Here is an 18,528-nt window from a genome sequence, read left to right as displayed (position 1 = left end):
TTCGGCTACGCTCAGGATTAACATTGAACAGAACCCAGATTTTAAATTAAAAATCTTCCCTCCTGCCTTCTGCCTCCTGCCTCCTGCCTCCTGCCTCACCCGAAGGACAGTTATAAATGTGAAATTTGAAAAATGACCAATGACCAATGAAAAAACCAATCGAAGTCCGTAACCCGCGCACCGGCAAATATGATTATGTAATTATCCCACCGCCGCCAAAACTGCTGGCACAGCAATGCAACCGGGCGCGAAGGGCGCAAGTGCGTTGGCAAAAACTGGGTGTAGAAGGAAGAGTTGCAGTTTTACAAGAATGGAAGCAAGCAATATTAGCTAGACGTGAAAAACTCACAGATGCTTTGGTCAATGATACAGGTAGATTATCTATCTCAGTGCTGGAAATTGACTCGTTTCTATCTAGCATTGATCGCTGGTGTGGGTTAGCGCCAGACTTATTACAAGATTCAGCCAAAAATACATCTATCCCCTTTATCGCCCTACAACAAACATCAACCCCTTACCCTGTAGTTGGGGTGATTAGTCCCTGGAATTTCCCGCTTTTACTCTCTACAATCGATACTATTCCGGCGCTGCTGGCGGGTTGTGCGGTAGTTGTGAAACCTAGTAAAATTGCTCCGCGTTTCATCGCTCCACTCACAGCTGCAATTAACGAAGTTCCCGCATTACGTGATGTTTTAAGTTTTGTGGAAGGATCTGGAGAAACTGCGGCGGCTTTAATTGAGAATGTAGATTTAATCTGCTTTACAGGTAGTGACACCACTGGACGCAAAGTTGCAGTCGCCGCAGCTGAAAAATTTATCCCCGCTTTTTTAGAATTGGGTGGGAAAGATCCGGCGATCGTTTTAGAATCTGCCAATTTAGAATTAGCCACATCAGCGATTTTATGGGGTTCCGTCGTCAACACCGGACAGTCATGTTTATCAATTGAGCGAATTTACGTTGCTGAATCTATCTTTGATAAGTTTTATCATCAGCTAGTAGCTAAAGCCCATCGCCTACAATTAGCTTATCCCACCATTGAAAGTGGCGAACTTGGCCCGATTATTGCCGAAAGACAAGCTGGCATAATTAACGAACATATCTCTGATGCCGTGGAAAAAGGTGCAGTCATTCATTGCGGCGGCAAAGTTGAGGAGTTAGGCGGCGGTTGGTGGTGTCGTCCCACGGTGTTAACTCAAGTTAACCATACAATGAAAGTCATGACGGAAGAGACTTTTGGCCCTATCATGCCCGTCATGGCTTTTGCCACAGTAGAAGAAGCAGTTAATTTAGCGAATGATTCAATTTATGGACTAAGTGCGGCGGTGTTTGCAGAAACCGAAACTGAGGCTTTAGCCGTTGCTCAACAAATAGATGCAGGTGCTATCAGTATTAATGATGCTGGCCTCACCTCCATCATGCACGAAGGTGAGAAAAACGCCTTTAAATTCTCCGGCTTAGGAGGTTCACGTATGGGTGCAGCCGCCCTCAAACGGTTTTTGCGGAAAAAAGCCTTTTTGATTAAAACTAATTCTAATCAAGACCCTTGGTGGTTTGATAACAAGTAGCCTGATTAATACGATGCTTTGTCATAGTGACAGTTGTACAACTGTCACTTGTAGCATATTCAATTTTGCCACATCAGATGTAATCTTACTTTTTGCAAGGAGTGATACCACTTCACGAAACATTAGTTACAATTAGTTTGTACAATACCTCTTTAGATAGATGTGTTGTATTTAATAAATATTGTAGCCATCAAGTGAACTGGTGTAGAGTTACACTAAAAAGCACTGAGGTGAGCAAAATCCTTAAGTGCTTTTTTGTGAAAAAATTAAACTTGATTGGCAGTGTGGACTAATTGTCCTTGTTTATATGCTTGTCGGAGTGCGATCGCTTCTGCCACAATATGTTGTGCGCTCAATCCTTCTTCATCCATCATTCTTTGCAAAGTCATCCCAGTTTGTTCTGACGGTTCATGAATTGGCGGAATTTGGCAGTATCTCCCACCGTTTTTTGTCCGTCGCCAAATACTAGGTTTTTCATTTTTATACTCAGCAATTTTGGCTGGACGCTGCTTTTTAATTAAAGAACGCACACTTTCTTGATTAATAATGCTTAAATCTAGTAGCCGATTGATAACTTGCTCGTATTTTTTGCTGTTTTCTGCCAATTGATAAATAGTTCTCGGCTCAACTTGCGCGACATCTTGCGGCGAAAACTTCGCAAACGCTGCTGCTATTTTCAGATATCGCTTTTCTTCACCTTGCCAACCATGTTCTAAAAGTAGCTGTTTATAATCTCGTAAAGAAAGCTGTTTCTTTTGTTCCGCCAACCAAAAAGCATGATGCAAAATTACCTGAGTGACATCAGTTAGCCGTTGAAAAGCAATATGTTCGCGCTTAAAGCTCTTTGGGCGATTAGCTTGATGTTCATGATATTGCTCAAACTTCGATTGGGTTTGGCCTGCAACTATACCCTGTAATGGTGTCATCATAGTATTGATATCGTTTAAACTTCGAGTCGGCAAAGTATCGCTCAGAGGTCTATCACTAGAACAATTGTACTACTAAAATCTCAATAAAAAACCCCAAACATACTTAAAGTTGGAGTCAAAGTGTGAAATCTTGATTGGGTAAGGTTTTTCTCAACTTTGATGGAATGTTAACTTTTTTAACCATTCATCTGCTTCTGTGTAAAACTTAAACTTCCGTTCATCAGAGCGAAATTGGTTGGTGTGAACCATTCGTTTACCATTTACCCACTTTGTGCCGTGGTATTTATGCAGTAATTCGTGGTATAAAACAAACTCAGGCACAAACTTAGGGATATAAGCATTATCCAGAGTTGTGCTAATCACTACCCTATCTCTAGCTGGCTCGTAATGCCCAAACTTACGATAGGTTTTGATTTGGCTCCATACAAGCCTGGGTTTAACAAGATTCGCTGCAAAGTATTCAAAATTAAGCTGATCAAACAATTCATGCAAATTATAAAAATTACCTTGAGGATTTTCGGCAATTACCTCTGCAATTAAATCTAACTCTAAGAGAACAGCAATATATTCTTCAGAACTCGCAAACCCTCTAATTAATCGAGTACTTTCTGGATTTTTACCAAAGAGAGTGCATTTCACTAATGCTTGTAAAACGTCTTCCTCAGCATTAATAAAACCTTCGTTAATTTTGAGCGAAACAAATTTACTAGACCTTTTACCTTGATATAATCCCGCTAAATTAGTAAATTCGACCATAACTTCAACAGCACTTTGTTGTTCTGTAGAGAGGATTTGTGCAATTATTTGTCGTACACGATAAGTACTATTAAAGTGAAGCTGTAGGTTTTGTTCATCAGAAAGAAACTTAAACCAAGAATAGATTTTGCGAGATGAATTAGTGAGGTTTGCGGGAGTGATTTGTTGAGTAGAGCAGATATTTTCAATTGTGGAGACTGTTTGATTGAGAGTTTGGGTTAATTCTTGGATTTTATTTGTATGGGAATCAGGCTGAGATGCTAAATTAAAAATATTTTGTAGAATATAATTTTGTTGTATTTTGATATTTTTGATGCTAATATTATTAACTTTCATAATACAATTAGGAATTAATCAGACGCATTAAAATATAGCATTTATAAATTATCAGTGCATCTAAAATGCCCAAACAGATCAATCAGTTGGGAATATATTTAACTTTTAACCGCAGATTGTTTATCACTAGCAATAATATGAATATCAATATTTTTCAATAAGCGAACTAATTTTTGAGTTAATGAACCCTTAAACAGAATTTGCCAGCGCGATCGCTGACTTTCTCCGATGACAATTTGGGTAATGCGGTATTTCTCCGCAACTTCAGCGATCGCTTGAGCAATGTTACCATTGGTGACGCGAAGAAAAGTCCCTGTAAACTCCTGACACAACTTTTCACAGTTATGAATGTGTAAACTTTCTTCCTTATTTAAAAAACGCTCAGGATCAGCAACAAACACAACATACAGTGGTGCATTCATATAATTAGCCAGTCTCGCACCACGGCGCAATAATTGTAATGAATTTGGGTAAGTAGATACACAGACTAAAACTCTTTCATGGATGTTGCAAAATTGTCCATTAGGAGTAGAGGCGATCGCATCTTCTTCGATGTTGTCGGCTACCTCTCGCAAAGCCAATTCTCGTAAAGCAATTAAATTCCGGCGTTGAAAAAAGTTATCTAAAGATTGTTGGATTTTTGACTGCTCGTAAATTTTCCCTTCCAATAATCGCTCTTGCAGAGTTTCTGGTGTAACATCTACTACCACCACCTCGTCTGCTGCTTCTAAAATTCTATCTGGAACTCGTTCTCGTACCACCACCCCCGTAATTCTTGCTACCAAATCATTGAGACTTTCTAAATGCTGCACATTCATCGTAGAGTAAACATCAATACCCGCAGCTAAAATCACTTCAACATCTTGGTAGCGTTTTTCCCGTGAGGAACCAGGAACATTGGTATGAGCCAGTTCATCAACTAAAACCAATTGGGATTTAGACGCATAAGAGCTAGTTCCTAAACACCTTTGTAAAATCGCCTCGGTATCCATTTCCGTCAGCGTCAACCCACCTCTAGCTATTTGCTGACGCGGAATAATTTCTAATCCTGCGGCTTTTTCTGCTGTTTCTTTGCGTCCGTGGGTTTCTAACAGTCCAATAACTACATCAATTCCTTCTTGTTTGAGTGCATTTCCTTCCTCTAACATTCGATAGGTTTTACCCACGCCGGGAGCCATCCCAATAAAGATTTTATGTTTACCTCGACGCGCTGGGTAAGAAGAATTGATAGCTACACCTGAATTAGTTTGGTCTAACATAAGAATGCTATGTGAAGATGCGATCGCCATTGTTACAGCAAACGCCCATCCTAATTTTGAACTGTTTCTAACCAAACTTGCAAATCAGCCAAACTAGTAAAATCAAGCAACGCTTCGCCCAGATTTTCTAATTCTTCTAAACACAGAGTTGTAATAGATTCACACACATCTGGAGGTAATTCTCCCACCCGTTTTTGTAGTAGCCGGAGAATAAGTGAACGCTCTCCCTCAATTCTGCCTTCTTCTCGTCCCTCTTCCTTAATTTCTCGGTAAACTCTCGTTTCCTGAAGCGTTATTCCTAACATTTGCTCTACCTCTGTTCGGCTTAACTGTTCAAACTTGTATACCAGGATTGTGATGACCAACTCAATTATGGCGCGACTTGCAGTTTCCGACTGTTCCACAGAGGAACGCTCAAGTAAATATCTAGCCTCAGTAGGTGCAAGTTCATCATCTAAATTAGTTAATACCATCAAAGCCACCCAAACAGGTAAAGAACGAATATCTCCCAATTCATCTAGATAAATTCGATGTACTTGATCGCCATTGAGTTGATTTCGATGGGGATAAATATCGTTTTGTTCAATACTGCGAGATGGGTAAATTATCACTGCTTGCCAGTCATTAAATCTATCACGATTGCGGTAGAAATATAACGATGATTCTGCAAATACCCTTTCATAAAGCCTTTCATCCTTCTGAAACTGAACCTCACAGAAATATACAGCACCCGGACTGGTATTTTCTGGTGGTAAAAATACTCCATCGATTTCAAATGTTGGTTCTTTGACAGCTACGGAGTCAAATCGATAAGCTTCTGCATTTGTGGGAGGATTTGTTAATAATTCAAATATCAAAGTCGGGGATTGCTGAAATAATTTGTAAAATATCGAATCTCGACGCATGAAACTTTGATTGTTTGGAACTCACAGAAGTATCTTATGCTCTTTTAGGTGTTACGCCTATGGAAGTTTTAGGATTAGAACCAGACTTAAGAAATCGTAAGTTGCGGGTTTTACCAATGAATTCTGAGCAAACTTACCTGAGTGTATTGTAGGCGATCGCTCTGCTCAAGCCTTTTGTAAAGAAGTACAATTTTTCATTGATTTAACTTCCGATTAATATCTTGCAAATCAAGTGCATAATTCAAGCGGAGAATATTAACTCCTGGTTCACCGAAAATCCATAAAAATCTGCCATCAGTAAACTTATTGAGTAAGGGTATGATGTCATCTTCTTTGATACCACGAGCATTAGCTACCCTTGGTAGTTGTTCTCTAGCAGCTTTGAGGGAAATATGTGGATCTATACCTGAACCAGAGGTATAAATTAAATCTTCACTTGGTTGAATACTTTGTTCTTGATATTGAGTAGCTTGTTCAGTTACACGGTTGAGTAACTCTGGGTTACTAGGAGCCAGATTACTACCACCAGATATACCGTTTGGTTTTGCCTTTCTACCTTGACTATATCTGACGGCGCTGGGACGACCTTGAAAATAGCGATCGTCTGTAAATATCTGACCAATTAAAGTTGAACCAATGGGCTTATCATCTATATTTAACACGACGCTGCCATTAGCTTGAAACGGAAATAAACCTTGACCGATAATTAAGATTGCTAAAGGATAAATTAATGCTGTTAGCAACCATAATATCAGCGTCATACGCATTGCTCTGAGAGCTTCTCGAATAATTACCATAACAATTGTTGAGTGTTGAGGATTAAATTTTTAAAAGCGTTCTGGCTGAAAAAACACCACAAATAAGTAAATAATCAGCCCTAAAAGAATGGCAGATAAAACACCATACGCCCAAGTAAATTGAATTTGTAAGGTGTTATTGCTGGCTGCATAAGCTACACGAGAAAGTCCTAAAGTAATTCCAATGACAATCAGAATGCCGATAAAAAATTTTTGTTTACGCCATTGTCGCCTTAAATCCATAAACTCTTTATTCATACTTATCTGCTAATTTACCTGACTAACAGGGTAAAAATTTAAAATTGGTCAATATAGCAATCCTAAATTATTTGCCAAATTGTCTTTCTTTTCTTATTTCTCTTTCTTTTCTTTCTTTGTGTCCTACCCTGCGGGAAGCCGCTATCGCGTCTATGCGCCCTTTGCGGTTCATTAAAAATGATACTTTTTCACAACTCACATAGGATTGCTATAGCAAAGTGCTGAGTAGTAAATATAAATTAATCTTTTTGGTAATTTTTGTGTAAGTCATTAGAAATTTCACACTTCCTTCTATGCCAAGCCAACTGCGGTAATCAATAAATCTATGATTTTAATGGCAATAAATGGTGCAATTAACCCACCTAAGCCATAAATTAAAATATTACGTTTTAATAATTGATTCGCTGTCAACGGGCGAAATTTGACACCTTTTAAGGCTAAAGGAATTAACGCCGGAATAATCAGCGCATTGTAAATTAGTGCCGATAACACCGCCGAATTCGTACTAGTTAAATTCATAATATTGAGACTTTGCAGATTAGCGGCTGTAAAAATTACTGGGATAATTGCAAAATACTTAGCAATATCATTAGCAATTGAAAATGTGGTTAATGCCCCACGGGTAATCAGCAATTGTTTACCAATACTGACAATATCGATGAGTTTGGTGGGATCAGAGTCTAAATCTACCATGTTGGCAGCTTCTTTAGCTGCTTGTGTACCAGTATTCATAGCGACACCAACATTTGCCTGTGCTAAGGCAGGAGCATCGTTAGTTCCGTCGCCTGTCATCGCTACTAATTTACCTTCAGCTTGTTCTTTTTGAATGACGCTGATTTTATCTTCTGGTGTGGCTTCAGCAATAAAATCATCAACACCAGCTTCTTGGGCAATTACAGATGCAGTAATGTGGTTGTCTCCGGTGAGCATGACAGTACGTACACCCATACGGCGTAACTGTGCAAAACGTTCACGAATACCGGGTTTAACAATATCTTTGAGATAGATGACACCGTAAATTTCTTGATCTAAGCAAACCGCTAACGGTGTACCTCCTTGTTGGGAGATTCGCTGGTATGCAACTTCTAGTTCTGGAGTATCTCGGCCGTTACGCGATCGCACAAATCCTTGAATTGCTCCAACTGCACCTTTGCGGACTTCTCGTCCATTGGCTAAATTTGTGCCACTCATCCGGGTTTTAGCAGAAAATTCCACAGCACTGGCGCGGCTGGGATCAAAATCTAGTCTTGCGCCTAATCTCTCTGCCAGCCTGACAATCGATTTACCTTCAGGCGTATCGTCAAAGATGCTGGCAATTAAGGCAATATAAGCCACTTCCTGCATAGAATGACCGTTAATCGGAATAAATTCTTCCGCTAAACGATTACCCAGGGTAATTGTGCCGGTTTTGTCTAAAACTAATGTATTTACATCACCACAGGCTTCTACCGCCCGTCCAGAAGTAGCAATCACATTATATTGGGCGACTCGATCCATCCCTGCAATCCCGATGGCGCTGAGTAAGCCACCGATGGTTGTGGGGATCAACGCAACTAATAAAGCAATTAAAACGGGGATACTAATCGGACTTTGAACGTAGTAAGCAAAGGCTGGCAAGGTAGCCACTACAAACAGAAATATTAAGCTTAATACGGACAGTAATACTGTTAAGGCAACTTCGTTTGGTGTTTTGCTGCGTTCCGCACCTTCCACTAAGGTAATCATCCGATCAATAAAACCTTTGCCGGGATCAGCTGTGACGCGGATGATTAATTCGTCAGAGATGATGCGTGTGCCACCTGTCACGGAACTCGCTACGTCTGAACCTGATTCTTTGAGGACTGGTGCAGATTCGCCGGTAATGGCTGATTCATCCACCGAGGCGACACCCATAATTACTTCCCCATCGGCGGGGATAATGTCGCCAGCCACAATATATACGTTGTCACCTTGTCTAAGGCTAGTGGAAGGAACTTCAGAGATTGAACCATCAGAGGCAAGTTTTTTGGCAATGGTTTCTGATTGAGTCGATCGCAAGGCATCAGCTTGGGCTTTACCACGTCCTTCGGCGACAGCTTCGGCAAAGTTAGCAAACCACACTGTAAAAAACAAAATCCCGGTGAGGATACCGTTAAACAGTTGGGGATTTCGCTGTTGGGTGGGGCCGAATAAGTTGGGATCAATTGTCACAGCCAAGGTAATCAAAGTGCCAATCCACACCACAAACATCACCGGATTTTTAATGGCGGCGATGGGATTGAGCTTGATAAAAGCATCCTTGATGGCTCTCAAATAAATTCCTTTGTTATCGATTCTGGCCTTTTTCCGCGCCTGACGGCGATCGCTCGGACGCAGTTTTGTGTTTTTTGATTTTTGGGTAGGTGCCACTTGGTTCATATCGTTTAGTGGTGCAGGGGGATGCGGGGGGGCAGGGGTGAGGGTGCGGGGGGATAAGGGGGACAAGGGAGACAAGGGGGACAAGGGAGATAAGGGAGTAATATTTCTATTTCTACTTCTACCTTGTCTCCCCCCTCTACCTTGTCTCCCTCCACTCAGCACTCAGCACTTTCTAACTGCCAGATGCTAGTTTAAATCCTTCGGCGATGGGGCCTAGGGCTAAAACGGGGAAAAATGTCAAGACTCCTAAAATCAGTACTATACCAGCAGTAACTGTGGTGAAGAGTAGGGAATCGGTTTTGAGGGTTCCTGGTGTTTCTGGTGTGGTTGGTTTGCGTGACATATTATCAGCTAACAGTAAGATGGCAATCATCGGGATGTAGCGTCCTGCTAACATACTCAAACTGGTGCTGAAGTTCCACCACAGGGTATTATCGGCGAGTTTTTCTAAGCCAGAACCGTTATTGGCGGCGGCTGAAGCATATTCATAAACAACTTGAGAAATTCCATGAAAGCCTGGGTTAGTAATGCCAGACAAAGAAAAGGGATAAGCTAAGGCGATCGCACTGGGAATTAAAATCACGATGGGGTGAATCAACAGCACGACGCTGGCGAGGACAATTTCGCGCTTTTCGATTTTGCGTCCTAAAAATTCTGGTGTGCGTCCCACCATCAGCCCAGTTAAAAACACCGTGAGAATTAAGTAAATCAGCAGGTAAGCGATCCCTGTACCCTGTCCTCCCCAAATAATCTGCACAAATAAATTAAATAATGTCGCAAATAATCCTTGAGGCATTAAAGAATCTAGCATTCCATTGACTGCGCCTGTCATGGTGGCGGTGGTAGTTACAGCCCACAATGCTGTCTGTACAACTCCAATTCGGACTTCTTTACCTTCTAAATTCGGCAGTTCTGCTACTAAGTTGGCATTTACGAGGGGATTTCCTTGCAGTTCACCACTGACTGTCACCCACACCAAAATTACGAAGGCGGTAAATACCATCCAAAACAACAGCCAAGCTTGTTTGAAGTTTTTTGCAAAGATCCCGTAGGTGAATATCAAAGCTGAGGGAATGGCAATCATGGCGATGAGTTCAATTAAGTTAGATGCGCCATTGGGGTTTTCAAAAGGATGGGCAGAGTTCGCCGCAAAGAAACCACCGCCATTTTCACCCAGCATCTTAATCATCTCAAAGGAAGCAACAGGGCCTCTGGCGATATATTGTGTGCTGCCTTCTAGAGTTTCCACAATTAATGGTTTATCTAGAGTGTGCGGTACACCCAAGAAAACAAGGGCGATCGCTCCCACTAAGGAAATCGGTAATAATATCCTGGTAATGCCGCGAGTCAGGTCAACATAAAAGTTACCCAATTTTTTGCTAGTCAACCCGCGCATAAAGGCGATCCCCACCGCTAACCCTGTACCAGCCGAAGTGAACATCAAAAAGCCTAACGCCGCGACTTGGCTGAAGTAACTGAGAGTAGTTTCGGGGATATAGTGCTGCTGATCGGTGTTGGTAACAAAAGAAATCACCGTGTGCAGTAATGTATGCCAACGAGGCGAGTAAAATCCATTGGGATTCCAAGGTAAAAATCTTTGAGTATGTATCAACCCAAAAACTAAAATCCCCATCACCAGATTGCTAGACAGAATCGCTCGGATATACTGCCAGCCAGTCATATCATCTTTTCTATTAACACCTGCAACTAGATAAATGCTATGTTCTATCGGGTTCATCAGGGGATCAAGGATTGTTCTTTGTCCCAGGAACACACGCGCTATATATCTTCCCAAAATAGGTGCGATCGCTATGACAAGACATAGCGTCAAGCCGATTTGTAAAAAACCTTGTCCCATTTATTTTGCGCTCAGTTTAACTTAATACTCGAAAGCTAATTATTTTTAGATATATGGCTGATTTTCACTTGAAGTATATAACCTATGTCTCAAGGTAGAGAAATAGACTGCGTTACTTCTAAACTCTGAATTCTGCTATAAGAGTGAACTATTTGACGATGAGATTGTGAGCAAGTTGGCAATATTTTATTGAGTCTCAATACATCTATCTAGATTTACTCTGTTCATTCACTACAATTTTTTAGTTACTTTTTAAAGTTTCTGTCAAGAGTATTTAAAATTTAATCTGAGTGACTGATTGAGGTGATGCATCTACCGTATTTATGTAATTGCACCAGTTAAAAAGTAGTTTAATATACTGATTTTAATTTGATGGAGAATGTAGAGCCATTAACACAATAAGAACTAACGCAAGAACTCGCTCAAATTCTGACAATTTGAAAGATTGAATGCCACGCACAGTAAGAGGATGTTTGAAAAGTATTGGGCGAATAGAATTCGCTACTACACAAGCAAAGTCCACCTGCGTGGACTAACACAAAATCAAGGTTTTCAAACCCACGTAGGCGGTCACTGAGCTTGTCGAAGTGTGGGTTTCGTCTGTGTAGCTGCGATTTCAATCGCCCAGTGAGTAATAATTTAGGCTTTTCCCTCCTGCCTTCTGCCTCCTGCCTTCTGCCTCCTCCCACATAACAGCATTCAGTCTCAGCGTCCGTTCTTCAACTACTACAATAAGGAAATATATCCGAATATTTTGACTTATTTGCTTTATGTCAGTTTTAGCAGCGATCGCAGTCTTGGCTGTTTTAATTTTGGTACATGAACTGGGACACTTTGTAGCAGCGCGGTCTCAAGGCATTTATGCTAACCGCTTTTCCTTGGGGTTTGGGCCGATTTTGTGGAAATATCAAGGAACGGAAACCGAATATGCTATACGTGCTTTTCCCTTGGGCGGCTTTGTTGGTTTTCCCGATGATGACCCAGATAGTGACATTCCACCTAACGACCCGAATCTACTGCGTAACCGTCCAATTTTAGACCGGGCGATCGTGATCAGTGCGGGAGTCATCGCAAATTTAATCTTTGCTTATTTAGTCCTAGTGCTGCAATTGGGCATTGTGGGCATCCCTGAAAAGTTTAATTATCAACCCGGCGTAATTGTTCAACCAGTCAATGAACAATCTATTGCCTATCAAGCCGGAATTAGAGAAGGTGACATAGTTTTAGCCATTAACGGTCAAGAACTCCCAGCTTCCGATAAGTCCACAGCCATCTTGACCAAAGAAATTCAAACCCATCCCAACCAAGAAATTTCCCTCAAAGTTCAACAGAAAGATAAACAAGTTTCCCTAAAATTAACCCCAACCCTAGGCGCTGATGGTAAAGGCTTGGTTGGTATTCAATTAGGGCCAAATGGTAAACCTGTTTTTCGTCGCCCTAGCAATCCCTTCGAGATTTTTGGCATTGCTGCTAACCGCTTCCAACAATTGTTTGTCGGCACACTTAATGGTTTTGGACAATTAATTACCAACTTCAAACAAACCATCGGACAAGTTTCTGGCCCAGTTAATATCGTCAAAGTTGGGGCAAAATTAGCCGCAGATGACAGCACAAACTTGTTATCTTTTGCCGCAATTATCAGCATTAACTTAGCCATTATCAATATCTTGCCCCTCCCAGCATTAGATGGTGGACAACTAGCTTTTCTATTAATTGAAGGTTTACGCGGTAAACCCTTACCTAACCGCATTCAAGAAGGTGTAATGCAAACTGGCTTAGTCCTACTTTTGGGTTTAGGTATTTTCTTAATTGTCAAAGAAACCATTCAGTTAACTACTCAGTAGTTATGGCACAAAATTAAAGCACTCAGACTCAAGTCTGAGGCTCATCAAACCAAGCCTGCACAAGCAGGCTAATTTATTTTTTACTTACTAATTTCTCAGTAAATAGGCAATGATTTTTTTAGGTGTTGCTGATGAGTTAGATGATTTTTATCTCACGCAGAGGCGCATACTTCGACTTCGCTCAGTAACCAGAGGCGCGGAGAATAAGAGTTTGAGAGATTGAATTTTTAATTTTAATCCTCATATTCAGCAATGCCTTTTTTTACTTTTGCCTTTTTACTTTTGCCTTTTTTTATGACCACCACCCGCAAATCTAACTCAAAAAAACAACGGGCGTTAGAAATTCTCCAACGCCTCAAGCATTTATATCCAGATGCAACTTGCTCATTAAACTACTCAACACCTGTACAATTACTCGTTGCCACCATTCTTTCCGCACAATGTACAGATGAGCGCGTCAATAAAGTTACACCAGCTTTATTTGGTCGCTTTCCCGATGCAGCCAGTTTAGCCAATGCTGATTTAGAAGAATTAGAAAACTTGGTGCGTTCTACAGGGTTTTATCGCAATAAAGCTAAAAATATTCAAGCCGCCTGTCGGATGATTGTGACTGAATTTGATTCGGTTGTTCCTAACCAAATGGAGCAATTATTAAAATTACCTGGTGTGGCGCGAAAAACAGCAAATGTAGTTTTAGCTCACGCTTATGGGATCAATGCTGGAGTAACTGTAGATACTCACGTTAAGCGCCTCAGTCAACGCTTGGGTTTAACTAAACATGCTGAACCCATTAAAATTGAACAAGATTTAATGAAGTTATTACCCCAACCAGATTGGGAAAATTGGTCAATTCGGCTGATTTATCATGGTCGTGCTATTTGTAAAGCCCGTTCTCCCGCTTGTTCAGCTTGTGAGTTGGCTGATTTATGTCCAACATCTGACAAATAATTTTGGATAAGTACTGAACTATCCCTAGAATTGATTCGGACACTGTAGAATGGAAAATGCTGTCTTTATTTAGAATGTATGGCGAAAAAAAGTATGATTGAGCGCGAGAAAAAACGCGCCAAATTAGTCGCAAAGTATGCGGAAAAGCGGGAAACTCTAATAGAAGAGTTCAAACAAGCAGAATCTTTAGAAGAGAAACTGGACGCTCACCGTAAAATTCAACAACTACCTCGTAACAGTGCGCCCAACCGTCGCCGCAATCGCTGTTGGGTAACTGGTCGTCCTAGAGGTGTTTACCGTGACTTCGGGCTGTCTCGGAACGTTCTGCGGGAGTGGGCGCACGAAGGTTTATTACCTGGAGTTGTTAAGTCTAGTTGGTAGTCATTGGTCATTAGTCATTAGTCATTGGTTATTGCTAAGGACAAATGACAATGACAATAATTATTGACCGCAGCAACGGTCTATACCCAGACTTTCTAAGAGTAGATCGCTGACGGCGTTAGCGATCGCAAACTCTCCATAAAAGCTTTTGGAAAAATCAAACCCTTGCATCTCTGTGACAATGGCAATTACCAGAGAACCCAAGTCGTTTTCTCCTTCCATACGTTGGCGCACATAAATTTGCGCGGCTCGTTGAGCAATCGTTTGATTGACTGCTTCAGGGATAAATTCTGCATCTAACCACCGCAACAAACGCTCTTGTAACCACTCACCTTCAAGGAGGGGGTTGTTAGCTGGTGGTAGGGTAATGGATGGGATTGGTTGTGTCATTTTGGTAAATGCAGAGTCATGCTAAATATATCCCAGAGGAGCGCAGAGGATGGCGATCGCATCAAATGGCGTTCCTCTGAATTTTTTTATTTTATTTTGATCTATCTATGCAATATGATATCGCTGCAATTATTCAAGGATATGCCCAAGGTTATTTTCTCATGGCTGATGACGCTCATGGCTTGGGTTGGTATGGTAGCCGCGATCGGACTTTGATTCCTCTAGACCAGCGATTCCGCTATCCTAAGTCTTTGCAGCGTGTTTTGAATCAAGAACGGTTTACAGTAGCGATTAACCGCGATTTTCCGGCTGTTGTGGCTGGCTGTGCGAACCGAGAAACAACCTGGATATCAGATGAATTAAAAGAAATTTACTTTTTACTGCATAAAACAGGTTTTGCTCACAGTTTTGAAACTTGGCAAGGTGATGAACTCGCCGGCGGTATTTTAGGAATAGTCATTGGTGGTGCTTTCATCGGTGAATCGATGTTTTACCGCATTCCCGAAGGCTCAAAAGTAGCAATGGTCAAGTTAGTGGAAAGATTGCGCCAAAAACAATTTGTCCTGTTTGACGCTCAAATGATGAACCCACATTTAGAACGCTTCGGTGCATACGGGATTGGCGATGAAGAATATCAAACTTTACTTCAGAAAGCGTTGCAGCGTCGCTGTTCTTTGATGTAAGAATGTAGGGCATGATGTGGCTCATTCTTAAATTTAGTGACTAATTTCTATGGGTGCAGAAGTTTATTGGTACTACACAGATTATCAACCTGATCTGAATGCAGCATTACAGACACTCCGCCAAAGAGAATTTCAAGCAGGTCGATATAATCCTGCAATACCACTGCTTGATTTCCCAATTACAGAAAATTCTCCTGCTCCTGGAGCGCAGCATATATCCATTGAAGCAGCACTAGAAGCCTCTGACGCAGATGGCACACGTTCAATTCTTGATATTCTTCGAGTTGATGATAGACCATGTCCACTTTCAAGAGATGAGTTTGAAGAGGCATTACTAGGAGGAGAAGAATTTTATCAAATACTTGGCGAAGTTTTTAACACTGCTTTTCTACTACCTCCAGCAGAACTTATGACTTTATTCGGTACTGAGAAACCTACTCATGAAATGATAGAGTTAGTGCTTTTTGGTAACATAAATCCTAATGGCAGAAATCAATTTTGGGACAGTATTGATAGAGGTACAGCAAGATATATCATTGTTTATGCAGATAACCAGCCGAGTGAAATTTTCTTTGCTGGTTATTCTTTTGATTGATAATATTCATTTACAAGATGGATTTAAGTTGGAGCATTCCTGTGAATTGAGTTATTGTTATAGCAATCCTATCTGAGTTGTAAAAAATATTCTTTTTAACGAACCGCAAAGGACGCAAAGGACACAAAGAAAGAGAAGAAAGAGAAGAAAGAAAATTTCATAAATAATTTAGGATTCCTATAATAGGCAAAAATTCTTTTATGGAACTGTCTAATTTATATACAAAAACAAAAATTCAAAAATTTGCTGATACTGTTCGTAAGTATTGTGATTGGGCAGAAGCTTCTAGCAGCGATCCAGAGCAAGAAATGGTAACGGCTCGAAAACTTTTAGCTGAACTTCATTTAGGTATAATTGATTTACTTGAAATTGATTTATCTGAAATTAATTGTGGCAAAGAAGTAGACGATATTCGCTCATCTTACAAATTAAGTAGTATTTATAAGCGGTTTCAGATATTACCTATTGATAATTATTGGGATGTGTTTGAACCACTAAATATAGAAGATAATCAACCTGTAACTAACAGTCTTATCGATGATTTAAATGATATTTATCAAGACCTAAAACGAGGTCTTATACTTTACGAGCATAGTTATCTTATGGAAGCCGTATGGGAATGGCGTTTTCATTTTGAAATTCATTGGGGCGCTCATTTAGTGGGATCGCAAAGGGCGATTCATAATTATTTTTCGTAGTAGGAATGGTAAACAAATTCTTCTACATCTTTTTTTCAGTTACCAAAGTAAGACTAACCCATTCACCTTTATCGCTGTAGGTGCGAACCATGCGCTGGCGTAAGTTAGGCTGAATTAGCCAACCAACTTCTAAAAATAAGGGTTGACGTAATTTTACTTGCAATGGCGATGTTGCCGAAGCGCCATTAGGTAATAGTAAAATTTGGACTTGCTTTTGTGGGTCTTGGTCAAAGTGAATGAGAGAACCTTTGATAGTTGCTGTTGAAGTGATGGTTCTTTCGCCAAAAGTTAAACTCTGCACTAAACGTCCAGTATCATCTAAATGTAATTTTAAAGTTGAATAGTATTTATCAGGCGATCGCCAGTCTGGATATATTGTAATCGCCTCACCGTGCCATTCTCCCAACAAATCATTTACTGTTAAGGGAGGATGTTCTACTGGTTCGGTTCCAGCTAAATGTTCTCGGATTAAAGTTAGTTTATCAAGTTGACCGTTTTTATCAAATAATTGAACTAGACGTAAGCGGCGATTTTCATAAATTAAACCAAGTTCTGCGCCAAATTCGGTAAAAGGTGCTAACTGAATTGAACCTTGAGAAAATGCACCATTTTCAAAGAAAAGTATACTCTTAGCTAAAGAACTGTATTCTAAAACTAAATCTTCTTGTCCTTCACGGCGGACAATTTGACGCATAGTTTTATTTTCGTTTAATCCTTCAAAGGAAACAACACTTTTAATATCTTCTAAGAGTTGACCTTGGGTGGAAAATCTGGTGAATGAACCTCGCCACTCACCGAGATTTTTTAATAAAGATTCCCATTGAGATGTCATGTTATTTGTCCTTGGTCATTTATAGCAAGAGGCAGAAGGCAGAAGGCAGGAGGCAGGAGGTAAAGTTTTACTATGATTAGTATTCTTGCTTTTTAAATATCCTCACCTATACTTCGACTGCTATATCATTTGTTATTTGCTCAATATAATAGAGAACTCTTGACTATTAACTAAGCTTTAGCAAATCGATGTACTGCAAATAAGCTGCCTATTAATCCTACCGTTGCACCGAAACTTAAGAGAATCAGGGGTAATAATAAGATTTGTGAGGGTGCAAGTTGTAAACCATTGGCAAGGAATTGGATAAACTCTGGTTGATTTGCTAGGAGTTTACCTAAAAATTGTTCAATTACCGAAATGAAACTCCAAGCGATCGCACCGCCAACTAAACCAAAGGAAATTCCTTGTAAAATAAACGGTAGGTAAATCCAGGCGGAAGTTGCGCCGACTAGTTGCATAATCTCAATTTCCCGCCGTCGCGCCAGCACAATGAGGCGAATGGTGGTAGTAGTAACAGCGATCGCAGTTAAAGTCAAAATACTGGTAATTGTCACAGTAAACCAATTTAAACCGCGATGCAACTGAGCAATTCTTTTTACAGCTTCATCCACATATTCAACAGTATCTACACCGTGCAACTTAGCCAAATTTGTGGCTAAAACTGGTACTACTTGAGAACTCCGTGCTTTGACTTTCATCTCATCCACTAAAGGATTTTCGCCTAGCTGCTGAGTCGCACCGTCAATATCTGCAATTCCCAAATCTTTGACTAATTTTGGCCAAGCTTCTTCTTTGCTAATACTTTGCATCGAAACCACTTCCGGCATTTTTACTACCAAATGTTCAATGCTTTTGGCTTCTACTCCCGGTTCTAAATATACTGAAACTTCCAATTGGCTACCAAATTGATTGAGGAGTTTTTCTACTTGCCAAGAAGTTTGCAAACTCAAGCCGAACAAAAATAATAATACCGCCACAGTGCTAACAGCAGCCCAATTCATCCAGCCGCCACGCAATAATCCTAAAAAGGTTTCTTTGAGTAAATAGTCAAGTTTAGTGAGAAATTTGAACACAGACCACCCCAACATCACAAAAGT

Annotated in this window: 18 protein-coding genes; 7 read left to right on the top strand and 11 right to left on the bottom strand. The window is 40.5% G+C overall.

The annotated features are described in order from the left end of the window. Positions 1–146: 146 nt before the first annotated feature. A complete protein-coding gene (locus H6G75_RS06295) occupies positions 147–1,565 on the top strand; it encodes an aldehyde dehydrogenase family protein (RefSeq protein WP_190979100.1) in 1,419 nt (472 codons plus the stop codon). Between the two features lie 266 nt (positions 1,566–1,831). On the opposite strand, the gene H6G75_RS06290 is transcribed toward H6G75_RS06295, so the two are convergent. The 8 genes from H6G75_RS06290 to kdpA all read right to left on the bottom strand — a co-directional run bounded on the left by H6G75_RS06290 (position 1,832) and on the right by kdpA (position 11,060). Continuing rightward, complete coding sequence (locus H6G75_RS06290; protein ID WP_190979099.1) at positions 1,832–2,494, bottom strand: hypothetical protein; 663 nt, start codon at positions 2,492–2,494, stop codon at positions 1,832–1,834. Between the two features lie 150 nt (positions 2,495–2,644). Continuing rightward, the gene (locus H6G75_RS06285; protein WP_190979098.1) at positions 2,645–3,586 is read right to left on the bottom strand and encodes a M48 family peptidase; all 942 of its coding nucleotides are present in this window, start codon (positions 3,584–3,586) and stop codon (positions 2,645–2,647) included. Positions 3,587–3,684: 98 nt separating this feature from the next. Then, positions 3,685–4,845, bottom strand: coding sequence for a universal stress protein (locus H6G75_RS06280; protein ID WP_190979214.1), 1,161 nt, complete (start codon positions 4,843–4,845; stop codon positions 3,685–3,687). A gap of 50 nt (positions 4,846–4,895) precedes the next feature. Further along, the gene (locus tag H6G75_RS06275; protein WP_190979097.1) at positions 4,896–5,750 is read right to left on the bottom strand and encodes an Rpn family recombination-promoting nuclease/putative transposase; all 855 of its coding nucleotides are present in this window, start codon (positions 5,748–5,750) and stop codon (positions 4,896–4,898) included. Between the two features lie 194 nt (positions 5,751–5,944). Continuing rightward, positions 5,945–6,547, bottom strand: coding sequence for a K(+)-transporting ATPase subunit C (gene kdpC / locus H6G75_RS06265; RefSeq protein ID WP_190979096.1), 603 nt, complete (start codon positions 6,545–6,547; stop codon positions 5,945–5,947). A gap of 30 nt (positions 6,548–6,577) precedes the next feature. Beyond that, positions 6,578–6,805 (bottom strand): potassium-transporting ATPase subunit F, encoded by a 228-nt coding sequence (locus H6G75_RS06260; RefSeq protein WP_190979095.1) that lies wholly within the window; start codon positions 6,803–6,805, stop codon positions 6,578–6,580. Between the two features lie 291 nt (positions 6,806–7,096). After that, positions 7,097–9,202, bottom strand: a complete 2,106-nt coding sequence (gene kdpB / locus H6G75_RS06255) for a potassium-transporting ATPase subunit KdpB (protein WP_190979094.1) — start codon at positions 9,200–9,202, stop codon at positions 7,097–7,099. A 172-nt stretch (positions 9,203–9,374) separates the two neighbouring features. After that, positions 9,375–11,060 carry a potassium-transporting ATPase subunit KdpA gene (gene kdpA, locus H6G75_RS06250; RefSeq protein ID WP_190979093.1) on the bottom strand — a complete coding sequence of 562 codons (1,686 nt, stop codon included), beginning with the start codon at positions 11,058–11,060 and terminating at the stop codon, positions 9,375–9,377. Positions 11,061–11,830: 770 nt separating this feature from the next. Between kdpA and rseP the strand changes: the two genes are divergently transcribed. The 3 genes from rseP to rpsN all read left to right on the top strand — a co-directional run bounded on the left by rseP (position 11,831) and on the right by rpsN (position 14,233). After that, complete coding sequence (gene rseP, locus H6G75_RS06245) at positions 11,831–12,904, top strand: RIP metalloprotease RseP (RefSeq protein ID WP_190979092.1); 1,074 nt, start codon at positions 11,831–11,833, stop codon at positions 12,902–12,904. A 294-nt stretch (positions 12,905–13,198) separates the two neighbouring features. Then, positions 13,199–13,852 (top strand): endonuclease III, encoded by a 654-nt coding sequence (nth, locus tag H6G75_RS06240; RefSeq protein ID WP_190979091.1) that lies wholly within the window; start codon positions 13,199–13,201, stop codon positions 13,850–13,852. 78 nt (positions 13,853–13,930) lie between these two features. Further along, positions 13,931–14,233: a 30S ribosomal protein S14 gene (gene rpsN, locus H6G75_RS06235; protein WP_190979090.1), complete on the top strand. Its 303-nt coding sequence runs from the start codon at positions 13,931–13,933 to the stop codon at positions 14,231–14,233. A gap of 60 nt (positions 14,234–14,293) precedes the next feature. On the opposite strand, the gene H6G75_RS06230 is transcribed toward rpsN, so the two are convergent. Next, on the bottom strand, positions 14,294–14,623 hold the full coding sequence (locus tag H6G75_RS06230; protein ID WP_062291975.1) for a hypothetical protein: 330 nt from the start codon (positions 14,621–14,623) through the stop codon (positions 14,294–14,296). Positions 14,624–14,730: 107 nt separating this feature from the next. Here H6G75_RS06230 and aat point away from each other — a divergent pair, with 107 nt between their 5' ends. The 3 genes from aat (at position 14,731) to H6G75_RS06215 (ending at position 16,599) form a co-directional block, all read left to right on the top strand. Beyond that, entirely contained in the window at positions 14,731–15,306 is a 576-nt protein-coding gene (aat, locus tag H6G75_RS06225; RefSeq protein WP_190979089.1) for a leucyl/phenylalanyl-tRNA--protein transferase, read from the top strand. A 49-nt stretch (positions 15,307–15,355) separates the two neighbouring features. Then, the gene (locus H6G75_RS06220; protein ID WP_190979088.1) at positions 15,356–15,901 is read left to right on the top strand and encodes a hypothetical protein; all 546 of its coding nucleotides are present in this window, start codon (positions 15,356–15,358) and stop codon (positions 15,899–15,901) included. Positions 15,902–16,101: 200 nt separating this feature from the next. Further along, positions 16,102–16,599 (top strand): DUF5063 domain-containing protein, encoded by a 498-nt coding sequence (locus H6G75_RS06215; RefSeq protein ID WP_190979087.1) that lies wholly within the window; start codon positions 16,102–16,104, stop codon positions 16,597–16,599. Between the two features lie 22 nt (positions 16,600–16,621). Here the strand turns inward: H6G75_RS06215 and H6G75_RS06210 are convergent, their stop codons facing one another. Both H6G75_RS06210 and H6G75_RS06205 read right to left on the bottom strand, forming a co-directional pair. Further along, positions 16,622–17,431 carry a DUF3598 family protein gene (locus tag H6G75_RS06210; protein WP_190979086.1) on the bottom strand — a complete coding sequence of 270 codons (810 nt, stop codon included), beginning with the start codon at positions 17,429–17,431 and terminating at the stop codon, positions 16,622–16,624. Between the two features lie 170 nt (positions 17,432–17,601). Continuing rightward, on the bottom strand, positions 17,602–18,504 hold the full coding sequence (locus H6G75_RS06205) for an ABC transporter permease (protein ID WP_190979213.1): 903 nt from the start codon (positions 18,502–18,504) through the stop codon (positions 17,602–17,604). Positions 18,505–18,528: the final 24 nt, after the last annotated feature.

The sequence above is a fragment of the Nostoc sp. FACHB-280 genome (assembly GCF_014697615.1).
Classification (GTDB): Bacteria; Cyanobacteriota; Cyanobacteriia; order Cyanobacteriales; family Nostocaceae; genus Nostoc_B.
Note: the sequence above shows the minus strand (reverse complement) of the source record. Positions and strands in the feature narration are given on the sequence as shown.